Below are 19269 nucleotides of genomic sequence, written 5' to 3' on the forward strand. Positions count from 1 at the left end.
GGGTGCGCGCGCCCCGCGCCGTGTGACGCCGCCGGTCAGCTCAGCGAGACCAGGCTCTCGACGCCGAGGACGAGCTGCACGTCGAGCGAGAGCGCCGCCGAGAGGCAGAGGGCCGCCGCGAGCAGTCCGACGCGCGCCGGGAGCCCCCGGCGGCGGCCGAGCAGGACGGCGGCGACGAAGCAGGCGACCGGCAGCACCAGGCCGAGCAGGAGCACCGCCCAGCCCGTCGGATCCAGGTCGGTGCCGAGGGAGGCCGCGTAGCTGCGCAGGCCGATCAGGTTGCCGACCGCCTCCCAGACGTCCCAGGCGAAGAAGAGCGCGAACACCACGGCGACGAGGACGGAAGCGGCCAGGCGACGGCCGGGCCGGTCGCGCCGGCCGGTCCCGCCGAGGGTGGCCCGGGTCGAGTCGGTCATCAGGCCCCCTTGAGGAACGGCAGCGGAGCGAGGAGGACGAGTCCGGCGACCAGCCAGAGCACGCGGGTGCGCACCTGGGAGTCGCGGGTGGCGAGGAGCACCACGGCGAACCACACCGGCGGCGCCAGGACCGCCAGCCAGAGCCCGAACGAGTAGAGGGCGCCGCCGAGCGCATCGCCCGCGAAGCCGGCCGCGGCGACCGGCGACTGCCGCGTCGCCGTGATCGCCCAGGCGATGGCGTACAGGAGGTAGAGGCCGGCCGCGATGCCCGCGGCGATCAGCAGAGCGGACGAGGACGCGGCCTCGTCGTCGGGGTCCTCGTCCTCGGAGTCGTCGTCGTCCGAGCCGTCGTCCGCCGGGCCCGCCCCCGCGACCGTGCGGGGCGTCCGGCGCACGCGCGCCGTCCCCGCGGCGAGCGTCGGGTCCGCGCCCTCGCCCGCCCACTCCAGGGCCTCGTCGTCCGCGTCGTCCTCCGGGCGGGCGTCCGGCCCGCGGTCTGCCGGCGGGTTCGCCGCGTCGTCGTCCTCCGGGGAGCGGCCCGGTCCACCTTCGATCACCGCAACACCCTAGCCGCGCGCACCTCGCAGGAGGCTCGGAGCCCGCCGCCGCCTCCCCGACACCCGGCGGACACCCCGCGTCCTCCCCCGGGGGCGAGGCTGAGCGGATGGACGACCGCCGCCGCCGCTTCGTCGCCCTCGGCGACTCCTTCACGGAGGGGGTCGGCGACCCGCACCCGCGCCTGCCGAACGGGGTGCGCGGCTGGGCCGACCGCGTCGCCGAGCGCCTGGCGAAGGCCGAGCCGGGCTGGGAGTACGCGAACCTCGCCGTCCGCTCGAAGCGCCTCGCCCAGATCACCGAGGACCAGCTCGCGCCCGGCCTCGCGCTCCGCCCCACCCTGATCACGCTGTACGCCGGCGGCAACGACATCCTCGACCTCGGCACCGACACCGTCGATCTGATCACCCGCTACGAGGCGCTCGTCGACGCGCTCGCGACCACCGGCGCCTCCCTCGTGCTCTTCACCGGCGTCGACATCCCGGGACTGCCCGCCCCGCGGATGTTCCTGCGCCGCAACCACCTCTACAACAGCGCCGTCCGCCGGATCGCCCGCGAGCGGGGCGCGATCCTCGTCGACTACTGGGCGATGCGGGAGTTCCACTCCCCCGTGCTCTGGTCGCCCGACCGGATGCACCTCTCCAAGCGCGGCCACCGCGTCCTGGCCGGCCGCGTGCTCGACGCGCTCGGCGTGCCGCACACGATCTCGACCGGGCCCTGGGACGCTCCCGAGCCGCTCCGCCTCCGCGCACGGCTGCGCGAGCAGCGCCGCTGGGCGGCCGACTGGGTCCTCCCCCTCGTCGGCCGCAAGCTGCGCCGGGTGACGCTCGGCGACCACCTCTCGCCCCGGTGGCCGGACCCCGTCCTCGTCCCGCCGAAGGGCGGTCTCCGCCGTCTCGTCCGCGAGCTCGAGCGGTAGGCGCGCCCCGGACGCGGAGGAGCCCCGGCCCGGCGAGGGGATCCCGGTGGACGGGTCCCTCGTCGGACCGGGGCTCCCCCGGTCGACGCGGTGCGACTAGCGCGCGACGCTGCCGTCGGTGTAGTCCTCGTCGGTCTGCTTCCAGGCGAAGAGCTTGCGCAGCTCGCGGCCGGTCTCCTCGATCGGGTGCTTCTCGCCCTTGGCGCGCAGCTCCTGGAACTCGGGTCCGCCCGCGTCCTGGTCGCCGATGAAGCGCTTCGCGAAGGCGCCGCTCTGGATGTCGCCGAGGACGGCCTTCATGTTCTCCTTCACGCGCGGGTCGATGACGCGCGGGCCGGAGACGTAGTCGCCGTACTCGGCGGTGTCGGAGACGCTCCAGCGCTGCTTGGCGATGCCGCCCTCCCACATGAGGTCGACGATGAGCTTGAGCTCGTGCAGCACCTCGAAGTAGGCGATCTCGGGCTGGTAGCCGGCCTCGACGAGGGTCTCGAAGCCGTACTGGACGAGCTGCGAGGTGCCGCCGCAGAGCACGGCCTGCTCGCCGAACAGGTCGGTCTCGGTCTCCTCGGTGAAGGTGGTCTTGATGACGCCGGCGCGGGTGCCGCCGATGGCCTTCGCGTAGGACTTCGCGGTCTCCCATGCGGTGCCGGTCGCGTCGTTCTCGACGGCGATGATGTCCGGGATGCCGCGGCCGGCGACGAACTCGCGGCGCACGGTGTGGCCGGGGGCCTTCGGCGCGATGAGGATGACGTCGACGCCCGCGGGCGCCTCGATGTAGCCGAAGCGGATGTTGAAGCCGTGCGCGAAGGCGAGGGTCTTGCCCTCGGTCAGCGCGGAGGCGATCTGCTCGCTGTAGATCGCGCGCTGGTGCTGGTCCGGCGCGAGGATCATGATCAGGTCGGCCCAGGCCGCGGCGTCGGCGACGCTCTTGACCTCGAAGCCGTCGTCCTCGGCCTTGGCGGTCGACTTCGACCCCTCCTTCAGCGCGATGACGACCTGGACGCCGGAGTCGCGGAGGTTCTGCGCGTGCGCGTGGCCCTGCGAGCCGTAGCCGACGATCGCGACCTTCTTGGACTGGATGATGGAGAGGTCGGCGTCGGCGTCGTAGATGAGCTCGGTCACGTGGTGAGTCCTTTTCTGTAGTGGAGAGTTCGCGGTCAGTTCTTGAAGACGCGCTCGGTGATCGACTTGGAGCCGCGCCCGATGGCGAGCAGGCCCGACTGCGCGATCTCCTTGATGCCGTAGGGCTCGATCACCCGCAGGAACGCGTTGGTCTTGCCGGTGTCGCCGGTGACCTCGATCACCAGGGCGTCGGTCGCGACGTCGACCACGCGGGCGCGGAAGAGCGTGACGGCCTCGAGCACCTGCGAGCGCGTGACGTTGTCGACGCGGACCTTGACGAGCAGGTGCTCGCGCTGGACCGACTGGTCGGTGTCGAGCTCGACGATCTTGATCACGTTGACGAGCTTGTTGAGCTGCTTCGTGACCTGCTCGAGCGGCAGGTCCTCGACGTCCACGGCGACCGTGATGCGCGAGAGCCCGGCCAGCTCGGTCGGACCGACCGCCAGCGACTCGATGTTGAAGCCGCGGCGGGCGAACAGCCCGGCGACACGGGTGAGCAGTCCCGGCTTGTCCTCGACGAGCAGGGAGAGAACGTGGTGCGTCATGCGGGTCTACTCCTCGTCGTCCCAGGTCGGGCTGTGGTCTCGGGCGTACTGGACGTAGCTGTTGGAGACGCCCTGCGGGACCATCGGCCAGACCATGGAGTCGCGGCTGACGACGAAGTCGATCACCACGGGCCGGTCGTTGGTGGCGATGGCGAGGCGGATGGCGTCGTCGATCTCCTCCGGCTTCGTGACGCGGATGCCGAGCGCGCCGTAGGCGTCGGCGAGCTTCACGAAGTCGGGCACCCGGACGGTGTCGTGACCCGTGTTGAGGTCGGTGTTGGAGTAGCGGCCCTCGTAGAACAGGGTCTGCCACTGGCGCACCATGCCGAGCGAGGAGTTGTTGATCACCGCGACCTTGATCGGGATGTCGTTGATCGTGCAGGTGGCGAGCTCCTGATTGGTCATCTGGAAGCAGCCGTCGCCGTCGATCGCCCACACGGTGCGCTCGGGCTCGCCGACCTTGGCGCCCATCGCCGCGGGCACGGAGTAGCCCATGGTGCCGGCGCCGCCGGAGTTCAGCCACGAGTTGGGGCGCTCGTACTTGATGAACTGCGCCGCCCACATCTGGTGCTGGCCGACGCCGGAGGCGAAGACGCCCTCGGGGCCGGTGATCTCGCCGATGCGCTTGATGACGTACTGCGGCGAGAGCAGGCCGTCGTTCGGCTCGGTGTAGCCGAGCGGGAACTCCGTCTGCAGGCCCTTGAGGTAGCTCCACCACTCGGAGGTGTCGGCGCGGCCGTCGGCGGAGGCCTTGGCGAACGCGTCGGTGAGGTCCGGGAGGACGTCCTTCAGGTCGCCCACGATCGGCACGTCGGCGGTGCGGATCTTGGAGATCTCGGCCGGGTCGATGTCGACGTGCACGACCTTGGCGTGGGGCGCGAAGAGCGCCGCTTTGCCGGTCACGCGGTCGTCGAAGCGCGAGCCCAGCGCGAGGATCAGGTCCGCCTCCTGCAGCGCGAGCACCGCGGGGACGGTGCCGTGCATGCCGGGCATGCCCAGGTGCTGCTCGTGCGAGTCCGGGAACGCTCCGCGCGCCATCAGCGTGGTCACCACGGGGGCGCCGCAGGCCTCGGCGAAGGCCTTCAGCTCGGCGGCCGCGCGGGCGCGGATGATGCCGCCGCCCACGTAGAGCACCGGCTTCCTCGACTCGACCAGCAGCTGGGCCGCGGCCTGGATCTGCTTGCCGTGGGCCTTCGTGACCGGGCGGTAGCCGGGCAGGTCGATCTTCGGCGGCCAGAGGAACGGCGCCTGGTCCTGCTGCGCGTCCTTCGTGATGTCGACCAGCACGGGGCCGGGGCGGCCGGTGGTGGCGATCAGCGCGGCGGAGGCGAGGGCCGAGGGGATGTCCTCGGGGCGCGTCACGAGGATGGAGTGCTTCGTGATCGGCATCGTGATGCCGACGATGTCCGCCTCCTGGAACGCGTCGGTCCCCATGAGCGTCGAGAACACCTGGCCGGTGATCGCGAGCATCGGAACCGAGTCCATGTAGGCGTCCGCGATCGCGGTGACCAGGTTGGTCGCTCCGGGGCCCGAGGTCGCGATGCAGACGCCGAGCTTGCCGGTCGCCGAGGCGTAGCCCTCGGCGGCGTGGCCGGCGCCCTGCTCGTGGCGGACCAGGATGTGCCGGATCTTCGAGGAGTCCATCAGCGGGTCGTAGACCGGGAGGATCGCGCCGCCGGGCAGGCCGAAGACGTCCTCGATCCCGAGCATCTCGAGCGAGCGGACGACCGCCTGCGCTCCGGTGAGGACCTCGGCCGCGGGGGCGGCCCCGGGAGCGTGGGCGGGTCGGGGTGGCTGGGGCGTCGGTGCGGGCTGCACGGCGGACGGATCCGGAGTCATGCGGGTGTCGATTCCTTCAGGAGGTGGTGCGGCGGCGGGCAGAGCCGGAGGCGAGTGCCCGGGAACGCGAGTGCGCGGCCGGCCGGAGCGGGCCGGGTCACCCGGTGACGGCGCCCTCGGCTGCCGAGCGGACGAGCTTGGCGTACTTGGCGAGGACACCGCGGGTGTAGCGCGGAGGGAGAGGGGCCCAGCCTTCTCGGCGGGCGGCGAGCTCGGACTCGTCGACGAGTAGGTCGATCGAGCGAGCGGCGATGTCGACCCGAATCGGGTCTCCGTCGCGAACGAATGCGATGGGACCTGCGTCCACCGATTCGGGAGCTATGTGGCCGATGCACAGGCCGGTTGTGCCGCCTGAGAATCGTCCGTCCGTCAACAGTAGTACATCTTTTCCGAGCCCGGCCCCCTTGATGGCGGCGGTGATGGCCAGCATCTCGCGCATGCCGGGGCCGCCCTTGGGGCCCTCGTAGCGGATGACCACCACGTCGCCCTTCTCGATCCGGCCCTCGGTCAGAGCGTCCATCGCGGCGCGCTCGCGCTCGAACACGCGGGCCGGACCCTCGAAGACGGAGGCGTCGAAGCCGGCGGTCTTGACGACCGCGCCCTCGGGGGCGAGCGAGCCCTTGAGGATGGTGAGCCCGCCGGTCGCGTGGATCGGGTTGTCGAGGGTGCGGATGACCTCGCCGTCCAGCGGTGCGATGTCCATCGCGGCGAGGTTCTCGGCGACCGTCCTCCCGGTGACCGTCAGGCAGTCGCCGTGGAGCAGCCCGGCGTCCAGGAGCGCCTTCATCACGGCCGGGACGCCGCCGTGGCGGTCGACGTCGTTCATGACGTACTTGCCGAAGGGCTTGAGGTCGCCGATGTGCGGGATCGTGTCGCCGATGCGGTTGAAGTCGTCGATCGTGAGGTCGACCTCGGCCTCGTTGGCGATCGCGAGCAGGTGCAGGATGACGTTGGTCGACCCGCCGAAGGCCATCGCCACCGCGATCGCGTTCTCGAACGCCTCCTTGGTGAGGATGTCGCGGGCCGTGGTGCCGTTGCGCAGCAGCTCGACGACGGCCTCGCCGGACTTGCGGGCGAAGTAGTCGCGGCGGCGGTCGGCCGCGGCGGGCGAGGCGGAGCCGGGCAGGCTCATGCCGAGCGCCTCGGCGACGCTGGCCATGGTGTTGGCGGTGTACATGCCGCCGCAGGAGCCCTCGCCCGGGGCGAAGGCGCACTCGATGCGCTTGGCGTCCTCCTCGGACATGATCCCGGCCTTGACGCCGCCGACGGCCTCGAAGGAGTCGATGATCGTGATGTCCTTCTCCGTGCCGTCCGAGAGCTTGACCCAGCCCGGAGCGATCGAGCCGGCGTAGACGAACACCGCGGCGAGGTCGAGGCGGGCCGCGGCCATCAGCATGCCGGGCAGCGACTTGTCGCAGCCGGCCAGCATGACGGTGCCGTCCAGGCGCTCGGCCATCATCACGGTCTCGACGGAGTCGGCGATGACCTCGCGGGAGACGAGCGAGAAGTGCATGCCCTCGTGGCCCATCGAGATGCCGTCCGAGACGGAGATGGTGCCGAACTGGAGCGGGTAGCCGCCGCCGGAGTGCACGCCCTCCTTCGCGGAGCGCGCGAGGCGCTCGAGCGAGAGGTTGCAGGGGGTGATCTCGTTCCACGAGGACGCGATGCCGATCTGGGGCTTCTCCCAGTCGTCATCGCCCATCCCGACCGCCCGCAGCATCCCGCGCGACGTCGTGGCCTCGATGCCGTCCGTGACGGTGCGCGAGCGGGGCTTCCAATCGATTTCCGGCATGCGATGAGGCTACCGCCTCGCGCGCGGTGCCCCTGCTCGCCGGGCGGACCCGGACCGGCCCGCGCACCCGTCCCGGCCCCGGCCTCCGGCAGCGGCACCGGATGCGGACGTCCCCGCGGATCTCCGACCCGCCGCGAACGGCTGCTCCCCGCGTCGGCGGACGGCCGTCCTCGGCGAGTCGGCGATCCGGGACCCGCCGGCGCTGACCGCCGGGAGGGAGCTGCTACTCCGCGCGCAGGTCGGCGAGCAGCCGGAGTGCGTGCGCGACCTGCTCGGGACCGCGGACCCGGTAGGAGGCCGCGGTGGTGCCCTCGCCGCTCTTGATGCCGACGTCGCCGGAGCCGAGGACCGCGAAGGCGTCCTCGTCCGTCACGTCGTCGCCCGCGTAGAGCACGGCGGTCGCGCCGGTGTAGCGGCGGAGGTGCTGCACGGCCTCGCCCTTGGTGGTCGAGCGGACCGAGAACTCCAGGACGTTCTTGCCCTCGCGGACGGTGACCCCCTGCACCTCGGCGCGCGCCTCGGAGAGGGCGACGACGTGGGCGACGCGGCTGTGGCGCTCGGTCGCGAGGCGGGTGTGCAGGGCGAAGCCGGCGGGCTTGTCCTCGATCCAGACGTTGTCGATCCCGCGGGCGATGCCCTTCAGGACGTCCTCGAGCACTCCCACCTTCTCGAGCTCGTCGTCGTCGAGCCGGACCGCGTCCTCCTCGGGGTCGAGGCGGATCTCGATGCCGTGGGAGCCGACCAGCAGCGCCTCGTCCGGCAGCTGCGAGACCTCCTCCAGGCTCCCGAGCGCCCGGCCGGAGACCAGCGCGACCCGGGTGCCGGGGAGGGCGAGGAGCCGCAGCACGGCCTCGCGCGCCTCGGGGAGCGCCCGCGCGCGGGCGGGGTCGTCGACCTCGGGCGCGAGGGTGCCGTCGAAGTCGAGGGCCACCAGGAGCCGTTCGGTCGCGGCGAGCTCCCGCAGCGCCGCCGCGAGCCGCTCGGGCACTCCCTCGCTCATCGCGCGCCGCCGTCGAGCTCGCGGTCGTCGGCGGCCTCCCGCTCGAGCTCGGCCGCCTGTCCGTGGGCCGCGTCGTCGCGGTGCTCGGCCTCCTGGCCGTGCGGCGCCTCCTGCCCGCGGGCGGCGGGCCGCACGTCGAGCTGCTGGCCGGCCGCGTGCTCCGCGAGAGCGGAGAGGAACGACTCGGACCAGCGCGCCACGTCGTTCTCGAGCACGCGGCGACGGAGCGCGCGCATGCGCCGGGTGCGCTCGACGCGCGGCATCCGCGCCGAGGCCTCCATCGCGTCCTTCAGCCCCGAGATGTCGTGCGGGTTCACCTGCACGGCCTGCTTGAGCTCGTCGGCCGCTCCGGCGAACTCGCTTAGCACGAGCACGCCGTCGTTGTCGAAGCGGGAGGCGACGTACTCCTTCGCGACGAGGTTCATCCCGTCGCGCAGCGCCGTGACGAGCATGACGTCGGCGGCGAGGTAGAGCGCCACCATCTCCTCGCGCGGGTAGCCGTGGTGGAGGTAGCTGATCGCCGGGTGCCCGAGCGTGCTGTAGTCGCCGTTGATCCGGCCGACCTGCAGCTCGATGTCGTCGCGCAGCTGCCGGTAGGTGTCCACGCGCTCGCGGCTCGGGCTCGCGACCTGCACCAGCACCGCGTCCTCGGAGGTGAGGCGGCCGTCCGCCAGGAGCTCGCCGAAGGCCTTCAGGCGGTGGCCGATCCCCTTGGTGTAGTCGAGCCGGTCGACGCCGAGCATGATCGTCGCGGGGTTGCCCAGCTCGGCGCGGATCTCGGCGGCGCGGGCCTGGATCTCGGGGGTGCGCGCCATCGCCTCGAACGACGCGGAGTCGATCGAGATCGGGAAGTGCCGGGCGACGACCGGGCGCACGCTCGCCCCGCGCCGCGAGCGGTTGACGCGGCGGGTGCCGCCGACGGCCTCCTCCTCGACCGGGACCTCGACGACCGTGCTGCGGGTGTCGTAGCCGAGCAGGCGCCGGACCGCGCGCAGGAAGCTGCCCGCGTCGCCCTGGCGCTGGAAGCCGATCACGTCGGCGCCGAGCAGGCCCTCGACGATCTGCCGGCGCCACGGGAGCTGCGCGAAGATCCCGTAGGGCGGGAACGGGATGTGGTTGAAGAAGCCGATCGTGACGTCGGGGCGGAGCTCCCGCAGCATCTTCGGCACGAGCTGGAGCTGGTAGTCCTGCACCCAGACCACGCCGTCCTCCTCCGTCACGGCCGCGGCCGCCTCGGCGAAGCGCTGGTTGACGCGCACGTAGGCGTCCCACCAGTCGCGGTGGTAGGTCGGGGGCGCGATCACGTCGTGGTAGAGCGGCCACAGCGTGTCGTTCGAGAAGCCCTCGTAGTAGTCCTCGAGCTCCTGCGCGCTGAGGGCGACGGGGACGATCTGCACGCCGTTGTCGACGAACGGCGCGACCTCCTCATCGGCCACGCCGGGCCAGCCGACCCAGGCGCCCTCGTTCGCGCGCATCACGGGCTCGAGCGCGGTGACCAGCCCGCCGGGCGAGGTCTTCCAGGAGGCGGTGCCGTCCTCGGCCACGACGCGGTCCACGGGGAGGCGGTTCGAGACGACCACGAACGCGTTGCGCTCGGTCCCTCCCGAGGTCCCGGCGTCGGTCCTGTCAGCGGCGGAGGAGGCGGAGGCGGAGTGCGGAGGAATGGTGGTCCCTTTTCGTCGGTCGAGCCGTCGTCGTGCCCGTCGAGGCTATCAGCCGGCCCCGCTCGGGGGACGGGGGATCAGCCCTGCACGAGGGCGAGGGCGAGCGTCGCTCCGCCCACCGTCGGGACGACCGCGACGAGTCCGAGGAGCGCGTACTGGCGCCACGAGACGTGCACGCCCAGCGCGGTCAGCCTCTGGTGCCAGAGCAGGGTGGCGAGCGAGGCCCACGGGGTGATCAGCGGTCCGGCGTTCACGCCGATCAGCAGGGCGACCAGGCGGAGCGGATCCGCCGCGACGGGCTCGAGGGCGAGGTAGGCGGGCAGGTTGTCGACCAGGTTGGAGGCGACCGCGCCGGAGCCGGCGAGGCGCAGCAGGTCGAGCGTCCCGCTCCCCTCCCCCGCGACCACGGCGAGCGCCGCGCCCAGCCCGAGCTGGTGCGCCGCCTCCATCGCCACGAAGAGGCCCGACGCGAACACGACGAGCTGCCACGGCAGGAGGGCGGGCGTGAGCGCCGCGGGACGGCGCACCGCGAAGAGGACGATCAGCGCGACCGCGGCGACCGTCGCCGGGATCCACACCTCGAGGCCCGAGACGAGCGCCGGCAGGAGCAGCGCCACGACGATCCCCGCGCCGACGAGCAGCACCCGGTCCTCCACCGGCGTCCGCTCCCCCGGGGTGTAGCGCCCGGCCAGCTCGCGCCGGTAGCGGATCGCGAGGATCAGCACGGGCACGACGGCCGCGACGAGCGCGGGGACGGCGGTCAGCGCGGCGAAGGCGAAGGGGCCCTCGACCCCCAGGCGCCGCTGCGCGAGCAGGTTGGTGAGGTTCGAGACGGGGAGGAGGAGGGAGGCGCAGTTCGCCAGCCAGACCGTGGCCATCGCGAACGGCAGGGGCGGGACGCGCACGTGCGCCGCGAGCAGGACCACGACCGGGGTCAGGAGCACGGCGGTCGTGTCGAGCGAGAGGAACACCGTGCTGACGACGGCCATCGCCACCACCAGCAGCCAGAGCACCGCGGTCCGCCCGCGGCCCCACTCGGCGGAGCGCTCGGCGACCACGGTGAAGACGCCGGCCTCGGAGGCCAGCTCGGCGACCACGGTCACCGCGACCACGAAGCCGAGGATCGGCGCCGTCCGCTCGACCAGCTCGCCCAGCGCGTCCATCGGGAGGACCCCCGTGACGACGGCCACCGCCCCGACGACGAGCAGCACCGCCCCGATCACAGCCGTGCGCATGTCGTTCCCGTTCTCCTCGGCGTGCCCCGGCTCGAGGATTCGGGTCCCGGCGGCGGTCCACCGTAGCGGGACAACCCCTCGGTGCTGTCAAGCGTTCCTCTGAGAGCTTTCGCACCCGCTAGCGTCGGGGTGAACACGGGAGGCACACGCATGCGCAAGTTCATCCTCAACTCCAGCGTCATCAGCGCGATCGTCGGCGGCTGGTCGATCCTGCAGACCACGCGCAAGGGCCCGCGCGACTGGCGCCTGGCCCTCCAGTGGGTCAGCTGGGCCATCTCGGTCACCGTCGCCCTGGGCTCCGTGTCCTACGACTCGAAGGAGATCGTCAAGGAGGAGCGCGGCAAGAAGCGCGACCGCTAGGCCCTCCTGACGCGCCGCCTCCCCGCGGGGCGGCGTGTCAGCCGGTCTCCCGACCCGGTGGCGGCGACACTGTTCCCAGTCGCTGCCGGCACGGGAAACGGGGTTCGTCATGAGGTTTCGTCTGAGGCGTCGCAAGGCGGCCCCCGAGGTCGTCGAGGCGGCCCCCGTCCTCACGCAGGACGAGCTCTTCGCCGTCGTCCACGAGCGGCTCGCGGCCTTCGTCGGATCCGAGGGCGCCTGGGTCGTCACGCGCCGCAGCCACGACGACCGCGACCCGATCTTCCACGGGATGCTCGCGCGCTCCCTCGCCCACGAGCTCTCCGCCGCCATCCAGGAGGAGCAGCTCCGCGCCGGCGCCGAGCGGACGTCGTCCCCGGTCACCGAGGCGATCCCCGTGATGCGCGCCTCCACTCCCCCGGTGGAGCCGGCCGCCCTCACCTGGGAGCCGAAGCCGATCGCCGTCTGGGCGGAGCCGGCCCCCGCCGACGTCGCCGTCGACACCCCCGTCGCGACCCGCTCCTGACCCGAGCGGTCGGCCGGCGGGCTCGCCCTCCGGCCGACCCGACGAGCGACGTCGCCCTTCCCGCTGATCGAGGAGGCGGCGCGGCCGCCGTCTCGAGATCCCCCGCGGCCGCCCCTCCCCCGGCCGCCCGTCAGAGCGTCGGCCAGCTCCCGGGTCCCTCGCTGCCCGCCGGGTACTCGTCGAGCGGCACCCGGTCCGCGTGCCAGGCGTCGATCGCGGGCTGCACGATGCGCCAGCACTCCTCGGCGGCGTCCCCGCGAACCGAGAGCGACGGGTCGTCGTCGAGGATCCCCGAGATGACCTCGCCGTACGCCAGCAGCTCGCCCGCGCCGAAGGTCGCCTCCAGCGAGGCGCGCTCGAGCGTGTACGGGTCGCCGGGGCCGTTGATGTTCAGCTCGAGCGACATCTGGTCGGGCGCGAGGAACAGCCGCAGCACGGACGGCGCCTCGGTGCCCACGAAGCCGCGGGGCAGGTGCGGCACCGGCTTGAAGCGGATGACCACTTCGCGTCGCCGCTCCCCGAGCGCCTTGCCGGAGCGGAGGGTGAACGGCACGCCGGCCCAGCGCCAGGTGTCGATCTCGACGACCAGCTCGGCCAGCGTCTCGGTCCGGCGAGCGGGGTCCACGCCCTTCTCGTCCGCGTAGGCGGGCAGCTCGCGTCCGTCGATCGTCCCCGCTGTGTAGCGGGCGCGGCGCGAGCTCGCGGCGGGGTCGTCGCCGTGCAGGCGGGTGGCGCGCAGGACGATCGACTTCGCGTCCCGGAGGTCGGCCGCGTCGAGCGAGGACGGCGGCTCCATCGCGATCACCGCGAGGACCTGCAGCAGGTGGCTCTGGATCATGTCGGTCAGCGCGCCCGCGCCGTCGTAGTAGCTCGCCCGCCCCTCGAGGGCCAGCTGCTCGTCGTAGACGATCTCGACGCTCTCGATGTGCTCGGCCGACCACAGCGGCTCGAGGATCCGGTTGGCGAAGCGCAGGCCGAGCACGTTCATCACGGTCGCGCGGCCGAGGAAGTGGTCGACGCGGTGGATGCGGTCCTCGGGGACCAGCGCGGCGAGGCGCTGGTTGAGGGCGTGCGCGCTCGCCTCGTCGGTCCCGAACGGCTTCTCCAGCGCCAGCACGGTGCCCTCCGGCAGGTCGTGGGCGGCGAGCGCCTCGCAGGCCTTCGCCGCGATCGCCGGCGGGAGGGCGAAGTAGACCGCCACCGGACCGGCGCAGCTCGCGAGCAGTGCGGCGAGCGCCTCCGGATCGGTGACGTCGACCTGCTGGTAGCGCGTGCCGGAGGTGAGCGCGTCCACGCCCTCGCCCTGCGCCTCGACGGTGGCGAAGGAGGCGGTCAGCACCTCGTGCCAGTGCTCCTGGGTCCAGTCCTCGCGTCCCGCGCCGACGAGGTGGACCCGCCGGTCGGTCTCGCGGGTCAGCAGCTGGCCGACGGCGGGGAGGAGGAGCCGCGAGGACAGGTCCCCCGTCGCTCCGAGGATGAGCAAGGTCGAGACGGTCTGTGCCATGCGGCTCACCCTACGGCGGCGCTGAAGAGCCCCGCTCCGCCTTGACTGGGAGGCCACAGCCGCACCTGAGAGGATCGCCGCATGGTCTCCCCGATCGAGGACTACGCCGTCCTCTCCGACTGCCGCACGGCCGCTCTCGTCTCCCGCGACGGGGGGATCGACTGGCTGTGCCTGCCGCGCTTCGACTCCGCCTCCGTCTTCGGCGCCCTCCTCGGCGGCGACGACCAGGGGCGCTGGTCGCTCCGGCCGGTGGACGGGGAGGCGACGAGCGAGCGCCACTACCTCGGCGACACGCTCGCGCTGGTCACCCGGTGGACGACGCCCACCGGCGTCGTCGAGGTGGTCGACGTGATGCCGCTGCGCGACGAGCGCGCCGAGCTGGTGCGCCGGGTGCGCGGAGTGTCGGGGACCGTCCGGATGCGGCAGGAGCTGCGCATCCGCTTCGACTACGCCCGCACCGTGCCGTGGGTGCGGCAGGAGGGGACGGACGAGGATCCGCTGCTCGTCGCCGTCGCCGGGCCCGATGCGGTCGTGGTACGCGGAGTGCGGCTGAAGGCCGTCGACCACGCCCACGCGGCGGAGTTCGACGTCGACGCGGACGCGGTCGTCGACCTCTCGATGGCGTGGTTCCCCTCGCACCAGCGGGCGCCGAAGCGCCTCGACGTCGACCGCGCGCTGGAGCGCACGCTCTCCTGGTGGTCCGAGTGGGCGTCGGCGATCGACTACGACGGCCCGCACCGCGACGCCGTCGTCCGCTCGCTGCTGACGCTCCGCGCCCTCACCGACGACGAGACCGGCGGCATCGTCGCGGCGGCGACCACCTCGCTCCCGGAGCAGTTCGGCGGCGCCCGCAACTGGGACTACCGCTACGTCTGGCTCCGCGACGCCTCGCTCACCCTGCAGGCCCTGCTCGCGCACGGGTTCGAGCAGGAGGCGCAGAAGTGGCGGGCCTGGCTGCTCCGCGCGGTCGCGGGCGCGCCGGAGGACGTGCAGATCATGTACGGCCTCGCCGGCGAGCGCGACCTGCCCGAGCGGGAGATGCCGAGCCTGCCCGGCTACGACGGCGCCTCCCCCGTGCGGATCGGGAACGCCGCCGTCGACCAGTACCAGGCGGACGTGATCGGCGAGGTGATGGTCGCTCTGCACGAGGCCCGCGTGGCCGGAGTGGACGAGACGGAGTTCTCCTGGCCGCTCCAGCGCGCACTCCTGGGCTTCGTCGAGACCAACTGGCAGCGGCCGGACAACGGCATCTGGGAGATCCGGGGCGAGCCGCGGCACTTCACGCACTCGCGGGTCATGATCTGGGCCGCGCTCGATCGGGGCGTCCGCGCCGTGCGCGAGAACGGCCTGCCCGGTCCGGCAGAGACCTGGGAGCGCCTCCGCGACGAGGTGCGCGCCGAGATCGAGGCCCAGGGCTTCGACGCCGAGCGCGGCCACTTCGTGCAGTCCTACGGCTCGCCCGAGGTCGACGCGTCGCTCCTCGTGCTGCCGATGGTCGGCTTCGTCCCCGCCGACGACCCGCGGATGCTGGGCACCGTCGCCGAGCTGGAGCGCGTGCTCCTGCAGGACGGCCTGCTGCACCGCTACCGGACCGAGTCCTCGGTCGACGGCCTCGCGGGCGGCGAGCACCCGTTCCTCGCCTGCTCCTTCTGGCTCGTCCGGCAGTACGCCGACTCCGGCCGGATCGACGACGCGCGGACCCTGATGGACCGGCTCGTCGGGCTCTGCAACGACGTGGGCCTCCTCTCGGAGGAGTACGACGTCGAGGGCCGCCGGCACGCGGGGAACACTCCCCAGGCCCTCTCCCACCTCGCCCTGGTGCAGGCGGCCGACGCGATCGCGGCAGCCCGATGAGGCGCCGCCGCGTCGTTCTCGCGAGCATCGGCGGAGTCCTCGGAGTCGCGGTCCTCGGCTTCCTCACCTGGAGCTCGATCGTCAGCGGCCCCGACGAGGACGCCCTCGCCCGTGTGCGCGCCGATCCGGCGATCGCGGTCGAGCGCACGGACGACGCGCTCGTGATGACGCCGACCTCGACCGGCGAGCTGGCCGGCACGGGCCTGGTCTTCATCCCCGGAGCGAAGGTCGACGCCTCCTCCTACGAGGCGACCCTGGCTCCGCTGGTCGACGCCGGGGCGACCGTCGTGATCACGCGGCCGATCCTGCACCTGGCCTTCTTTGACCTCCGCTCCCTCGACACCTTCACCAGCCAGGCCGAGGGCGTCGACCGCTGGCTCGTCGGCGGCCACTCCCTCGGCGGCGTGAAGGCCTGCCAGTGGGCCGAGGACCCGGCGGTGGCGGGCCTGGTGCTGCTCGGCAGCTACTGCGCGAACGACCTCTCGGGCTCCGGGCTCCCCATCCTCAGTGTCAGCGGATCGGAGGACGGGCTCAGCACGCCGGAGAAGGTCGCCGACGCGAGCGTCCGGCTGCCCTCCTCCGCCGACCTCGTCGAGATCGACGGCGCCAACCACGCCGACTTCGGCTGGTACGGGCCGCAGGCGGGCGACGGCGAGGCGACCATCAGCCACGAGGAGGCGGACGCCCGCATCGCCGAGGCCCTCCTGGGCTTCAGCCGCGAGGTCGGCTGAGTCGCCCGCTCCCGCTTGACCTCGAGCGCACTCGAAGTCGTAGGTTGACGCCATGTCCACCGCCACCGCCGCCCCGGCCGAGCCGGAGGCGCTGTCGATCTCGCAGGTCGCCGCCGTCACCGGTCTCACCGTGCACACCCTGCGCTACTACGAGCGCGCCGGGCTCATGCTCGACCCGGTCGAGCGCGCCTCGTCGCAGCACCGCCGCTACCGGCCGGCCGACGTCGGCTGGGTCGACTTCCTCACCAAGCTCCGCGCGACCGGGATGCCGATCGCGCGGATCCGCGAGTACGCCCGGCTCCTCCGGATCGGGCCCGCCACGGAGCCGGAGCGCCTCGCGCTGCTCCGGACGCACCGCGAGGAGGTCGAGGCGCAGCTCGCCCGGACACACGCCAGCCTCGCCGCGATCGACATCAAGATCGCGGCGTACCAGGAGAGGACCACCCACTGATGAAGACGATCACCCTCGGATCCGACGTCGCCGCCCTCGAGGTCTCGCGCCTCGGTCTCGGCGCGATGGGCATGTCGGCGTTCTACACCGGCGCCGGCACCGACGACGCGGAGTCGATCCGCACCGTGCACCGCGCCCTCGATCTGGGCGTCACGTTCCTCGACACCGCCGAGATCTACGGCCCGTACACCAACGAGGAGCTGCTCGGCCGAGCGCTGGCAGGCCGCCGCGACGAGGTCGTGCTGGCGAGCAAGTTCGGCATGATCCGCCACCGCGGCGACGGGGGCCGCGGACTCGACGGCTCCCCGGAGAACCTGCGGCTCGCCGTCGAGGGCTCGCTCGCGCGCCTCGGCACCGACCGCATCGACCTCTACTACCAGCACCGCATGGACCCGGGCGTCCCGGTCGAGGAGACCGCCGGGGCCTTCGCGGAGCTGATCCAGGAGGGCAAGCTCCGCGGCTACGGCCTCTCGGAGGCGGCGCCCTCGACGATCCGGCGCGCTCACGCCGTGCACCCGGTCACCGCTGTGCAGTCCGAGTACTCGCTCTGGACCCGCGACCCCGAGGCGGAGGTGCTGCTGGTCCTCCGCGAGCTCGGCATCGGCTTCGTCCCGTACTCGCCGCTGGGCCGCGGCTTCCTCACGGGCAGCATCCGCTCGGTCGCCGAGCTGGGCAGCGACGACTTCCGCCGCGACAACCCCCGCTTCGCCGACGGAGCGCTGGAGGCGAACCTCCGCATCGTGGAGGCCGTCGACCGTGTGGCGGCAGAGGCGGACGCGACCGCCGCGCAGGTGGCGCTCGCCTGGCTGCTCGCCCAGGGCGAGGACATCGCTCCGATCCCGGGCACCAAGCGCGTCTCGCGCATCGAGGAGAACGCCGCCGCGGACGCCCTCGTGCTGACCGCGGAGCAGCTCGACGTCCTCGGCTCGCTCGAGGCCCCCGTCGGCGACCGCTACGCCGACATGAGCTCCGTGAACCGCTGACCGCCCTGCGGGACGCCGCTCGCCGCGCGCACCCCGGGTGCGGCCGTGCGAGCGGCGTCCTCGCAGGAGTCACTCCCGCGGCGGCAGCTCCCGCTTCGGGGTGTCCCGCAGGTCGATGAGACCCGTGAACATCGCCCCCCGCTCGTTCGAGCGCTCGTCGCCCGAGAACAGGTTGTCCGGGGCGGAGGACCCGTGCCGGCGCGGGGTCGCGGCGGGAGCGGGCTCCCGCTCCATCTCGACGCGCTGACGCGGCAGGGCGACGGGGTCGTTCTCGTGCAGCCACGAGACGAGCCGCTCGCGCACGTAGCAGCGCAGGTCGAAGAGCGTCGGCGCGTCCTTCGCGGTGACGAGCACCCGGATCCGGACGAAGCCGCCCGTCGCGTCGGTCACCTGCAGGACACTGGTGCGCCGGTCCCAGAGGTCGGTCTCCTCGAGCATGCGGTGCAGCTCCTCGCGCATCTGCTCGGGGCTCACCCGCCAGTCCAGGTCGAGCTCGACGGCGCCGAGCAGCTCGGACCCGGTGCGGGTCCAGTTCTGGAACGGCTGGGTCGTGAAGTAGTTCGTGGGCAGCACCAGGCGGCGGTCGTCCCAGAGGTGGACGACGACGTAGGTCAGCGTGATCTCCTCGATCCGCCCCCACTCGGTCTCGACGATCACCACGTCGTCCAGGCGGATGGCGTCACTGAAGGCGAGCTGCATCCCGGCGAAGATGTTCGTGAGGCTCGACTGCGCGGCCAGGCCCGCCACGATCGAGAGCACGCCGGCCGAGGCCAGGAGGCTCGCACCGGCCGTGCGGGCCTCGGGGAAGGTCAGCAGCGAGGCGCCGATCGCGATGACCACGACGGCCGCCACGGCGACCCTCCGGATGATCGTCATCTGCGTGCGGAGGCGGCGTGCCCGGCGGTTGTCGGCCGTGTCGGTCCGGTAGCGCTCGGCGCCCAGATCCTCGAGGAACACGAACAGGGAGCCGATCACCCACGCCGCCGCGCCGATCGTGGCGATCTGGAACACCCGCTGCACGAGACCCGGCCAGGGGTCGCCCGTCACGGTGGCGGCGAGCGCGGCCCAGACCGCGATGGTCATCAGAAGCACGCGGAACGGGATGCGCAGACGCCGGATCAGCAGGCGCGCCCAGGTCTTGCGCTTGCCGACCGAGCGCAGCACGAGGGCGACGACGGCGGTCGCGACCACGGCGATCACGACCGCGATCACCACGGCGAGCGCGATCGAGCCGATCACGGGGAGGACGTCTTCGGGCACATCGGTCCTTTCTGGAGGGGAAACGGAAGCGAACGGAGATCCTGCCACGCGAACGGGGGTCGGTCCGCATTCTGCGCCGGACACCGTGCGGATGCTCAGGCGCCTGTCAACGTCGGCGGACGGAGACGTCGACCTCTTCTGGAGCACCGTCGCCCGGGCCTTCACGCGGACGGGCATCACCCTGAGCCTGACCGCCGCCGCAGACGACCAGGGCCAGGCCTCGGACGCGCTCGACATCGGGATCGGCTCCACGAGCGTCGGCTTCCGCGGAGTCCTGCCGCTGCTCGACCCGTCGACCGCCGCACCCTCCAGCGAGTGAGCACGGGCCGGCGCTCCCCCTGCGGGCGCTCGGAGGAGGTCGGGAACGGACACGGACCGGGAACGACGAAGCCCCACACCTCACGAGGAGGTGCGGGGCTGGTGGTGCACCCCCTCGGACTTGAACCGAGAACCCACTGATTAAGAGTCAGTTGCTCTGCCGATTGAGCTAGAGGTGCGTTCCGGCCGGCTGATCGT

At 72.7% G+C, this 19269-nt stretch carries 19 protein-coding genes and 1 tRNA gene; 8 read left to right on the forward strand and 12 right to left on the reverse strand.

Annotated elements, in window-relative coordinates:
- Positions 1-35 precede the first annotated feature (35 nt).
- Positions 36-416, reverse strand: coding sequence for a hypothetical protein (locus tag C5D50_RS14470; RefSeq protein ID WP_104223536.1), 381 nt, complete (start codon positions 414-416; stop codon positions 36-38).
- The gene (locus C5D50_RS14475) at positions 416-973 is read right to left on the reverse strand and encodes a hypothetical protein (RefSeq protein WP_104283815.1); all 558 of its coding nucleotides are present in this window, start codon (positions 971-973) and stop codon (positions 416-418) included. The genes C5D50_RS14470 and C5D50_RS14475 overlap by 1 nt, the downstream gene beginning before the upstream one ends.
- Positions 974-1080: 107 nt before the next feature.
- On the opposite strand from C5D50_RS14475, the gene C5D50_RS14480 reads away from it, so the two are divergent.
- Positions 1081-1890 (forward strand): SGNH/GDSL hydrolase family protein, encoded by an 810-nt coding sequence (locus tag C5D50_RS14480; protein WP_104283816.1) that lies wholly within the window; start codon positions 1081-1083, stop codon positions 1888-1890.
- 96 nt (positions 1891-1986) lie between these two features.
- Here C5D50_RS14480 and ilvC read toward each other — a convergent pair whose 3' ends face one another.
- The 7 genes from ilvC to C5D50_RS14515 form a co-directional block, all read right to left on the reverse strand.
- Entirely contained in the window at positions 1987-3012 is a 1026-nt protein-coding gene (ilvC, locus tag C5D50_RS14485) for a ketol-acid reductoisomerase (protein WP_104223539.1), read from the reverse strand.
- 35 nt (positions 3013-3047) lie between these two features.
- Entirely contained in the window at positions 3048-3557 is a 510-nt protein-coding gene (gene ilvN, locus C5D50_RS14490; protein ID WP_104223540.1) for an acetolactate synthase small subunit, read from the reverse strand.
- A gap of 6 nt (positions 3558-3563) precedes the next feature.
- On the reverse strand, positions 3564-5396 hold the full coding sequence (locus tag C5D50_RS14495; RefSeq protein WP_104283817.1) for an acetolactate synthase large subunit: 1833 nt from the start codon (positions 5394-5396) through the stop codon (positions 3564-3566).
- A gap of 97 nt (positions 5397-5493) precedes the next feature.
- Entirely contained in the window at positions 5494-7188 is a 1695-nt protein-coding gene (gene ilvD / locus C5D50_RS14500; RefSeq protein ID WP_104233215.1) for a dihydroxy-acid dehydratase, read from the reverse strand.
- A gap of 223 nt (positions 7189-7411) precedes the next feature.
- Positions 7412-8188 carry a trehalose-phosphatase gene (otsB, locus tag C5D50_RS14505; protein ID WP_104262689.1) on the reverse strand — a complete coding sequence of 259 codons (777 nt, stop codon included), beginning with the start codon at positions 8186-8188 and terminating at the stop codon, positions 7412-7414.
- The gene (locus C5D50_RS14510; RefSeq protein WP_104250140.1) at positions 8185-9768 is read right to left on the reverse strand and encodes a trehalose-6-phosphate synthase; all 1584 of its coding nucleotides are present in this window, start codon (positions 9766-9768) and stop codon (positions 8185-8187) included. The genes otsB and C5D50_RS14510 overlap by 4 nt, the downstream gene beginning before the upstream one ends.
- 161 nt (positions 9769-9929) lie before the next feature.
- Positions 9930-11087: an SLC13 family permease gene (locus tag C5D50_RS14515; protein ID WP_104233214.1), complete on the reverse strand. Its 1158-nt coding sequence runs from the start codon at positions 11085-11087 to the stop codon at positions 9930-9932.
- A gap of 150 nt (positions 11088-11237) precedes the next feature.
- Between C5D50_RS14515 and C5D50_RS14520 the strand changes: the two genes are divergently transcribed.
- Together C5D50_RS14520 and C5D50_RS14525 are read left to right on the forward strand one after the other, a co-directional pair.
- Positions 11238-11447 carry a hypothetical protein gene (locus C5D50_RS14520; protein ID WP_104223546.1) on the forward strand — a complete coding sequence of 70 codons (210 nt, stop codon included), beginning with the start codon at positions 11238-11240 and terminating at the stop codon, positions 11445-11447.
- Between the two features lie 109 nt (positions 11448-11556).
- The gene (locus C5D50_RS14525) at positions 11557-11970 is read left to right on the forward strand and encodes a hypothetical protein (protein ID WP_104233213.1); all 414 of its coding nucleotides are present in this window, start codon (positions 11557-11559) and stop codon (positions 11968-11970) included.
- Between the two features lie 130 nt (positions 11971-12100).
- Here the strand turns inward: C5D50_RS14525 and C5D50_RS14530 are convergent, their stop codons facing one another.
- Positions 12101-13474 carry a glucose-6-phosphate dehydrogenase gene (locus C5D50_RS14530; RefSeq protein WP_181065465.1) on the reverse strand — a complete coding sequence of 458 codons (1374 nt, stop codon included), beginning with the start codon at positions 13472-13474 and terminating at the stop codon, positions 12101-12103.
- A gap of 81 nt (positions 13475-13555) precedes the next feature.
- Between C5D50_RS14530 and C5D50_RS14535 the strand changes: the two genes are divergently transcribed.
- Genes C5D50_RS14535 through C5D50_RS14550 form a run of 4 tightly spaced genes read left to right on the forward strand, consistent with a single transcriptional unit; the run spans position 13556 to position 17493 of the window.
- On the forward strand, positions 13556-15328 hold the full coding sequence (locus C5D50_RS14535) for a glycoside hydrolase family 15 protein (protein ID WP_104283818.1): 1773 nt from the start codon (positions 13556-13558) through the stop codon (positions 15326-15328).
- A complete protein-coding gene (locus C5D50_RS14540) occupies positions 15325-16059 on the forward strand; it encodes an alpha/beta hydrolase (protein WP_104283819.1) in 735 nt (244 codons plus the stop codon). The genes C5D50_RS14535 and C5D50_RS14540 overlap by 4 nt, the downstream gene beginning before the upstream one ends.
- 52 nt (positions 16060-16111) lie before the next feature.
- Complete coding sequence (locus C5D50_RS14545; RefSeq protein WP_104283820.1) at positions 16112-16510, forward strand: MerR family transcriptional regulator; 399 nt, start codon at positions 16112-16114, stop codon at positions 16508-16510.
- Entirely contained in the window at positions 16510-17493 is a 984-nt protein-coding gene (locus C5D50_RS14550; protein ID WP_104283821.1) for an aldo/keto reductase, read from the forward strand. Before C5D50_RS14545 ends, C5D50_RS14550 begins: the two co-directional genes overlap by 1 nt.
- Before the next feature lie 69 nt (positions 17494-17562).
- Here C5D50_RS14550 and C5D50_RS14555 read toward each other — a convergent pair whose 3' ends face one another.
- Positions 17563-18753 carry a mechanosensitive ion channel family protein gene (locus C5D50_RS14555; RefSeq protein ID WP_258069638.1) on the reverse strand — a complete coding sequence of 397 codons (1191 nt, stop codon included), beginning with the start codon at positions 18751-18753 and terminating at the stop codon, positions 17563-17565.
- Positions 18754-18844: 91 nt separating this feature from the next.
- On the opposite strand from C5D50_RS14555, the gene C5D50_RS16625 reads away from it, so the two are divergent.
- A complete protein-coding gene (locus C5D50_RS16625; RefSeq protein WP_181137358.1) occupies positions 18845-19072 on the forward strand; it encodes a hypothetical protein in 228 nt (75 codons plus the stop codon).
- A 102-nt stretch (positions 19073-19174) separates the two neighbouring features.
- Here C5D50_RS16625 and C5D50_RS14560 read toward each other — a convergent pair.
- Positions 19175-19250, reverse strand: a tRNA-Lys gene (locus tag C5D50_RS14560).
- Positions 19251-19269: the final 19 nt, after the last annotated feature.

It is taken from the genome of Rathayibacter sp. RFBD1, assembly GCF_002932915.1.
In the GTDB taxonomy this organism is placed as follows: Bacteria; Actinomycetota; Actinomycetes; order Actinomycetales; family Microbacteriaceae; genus Rathayibacter.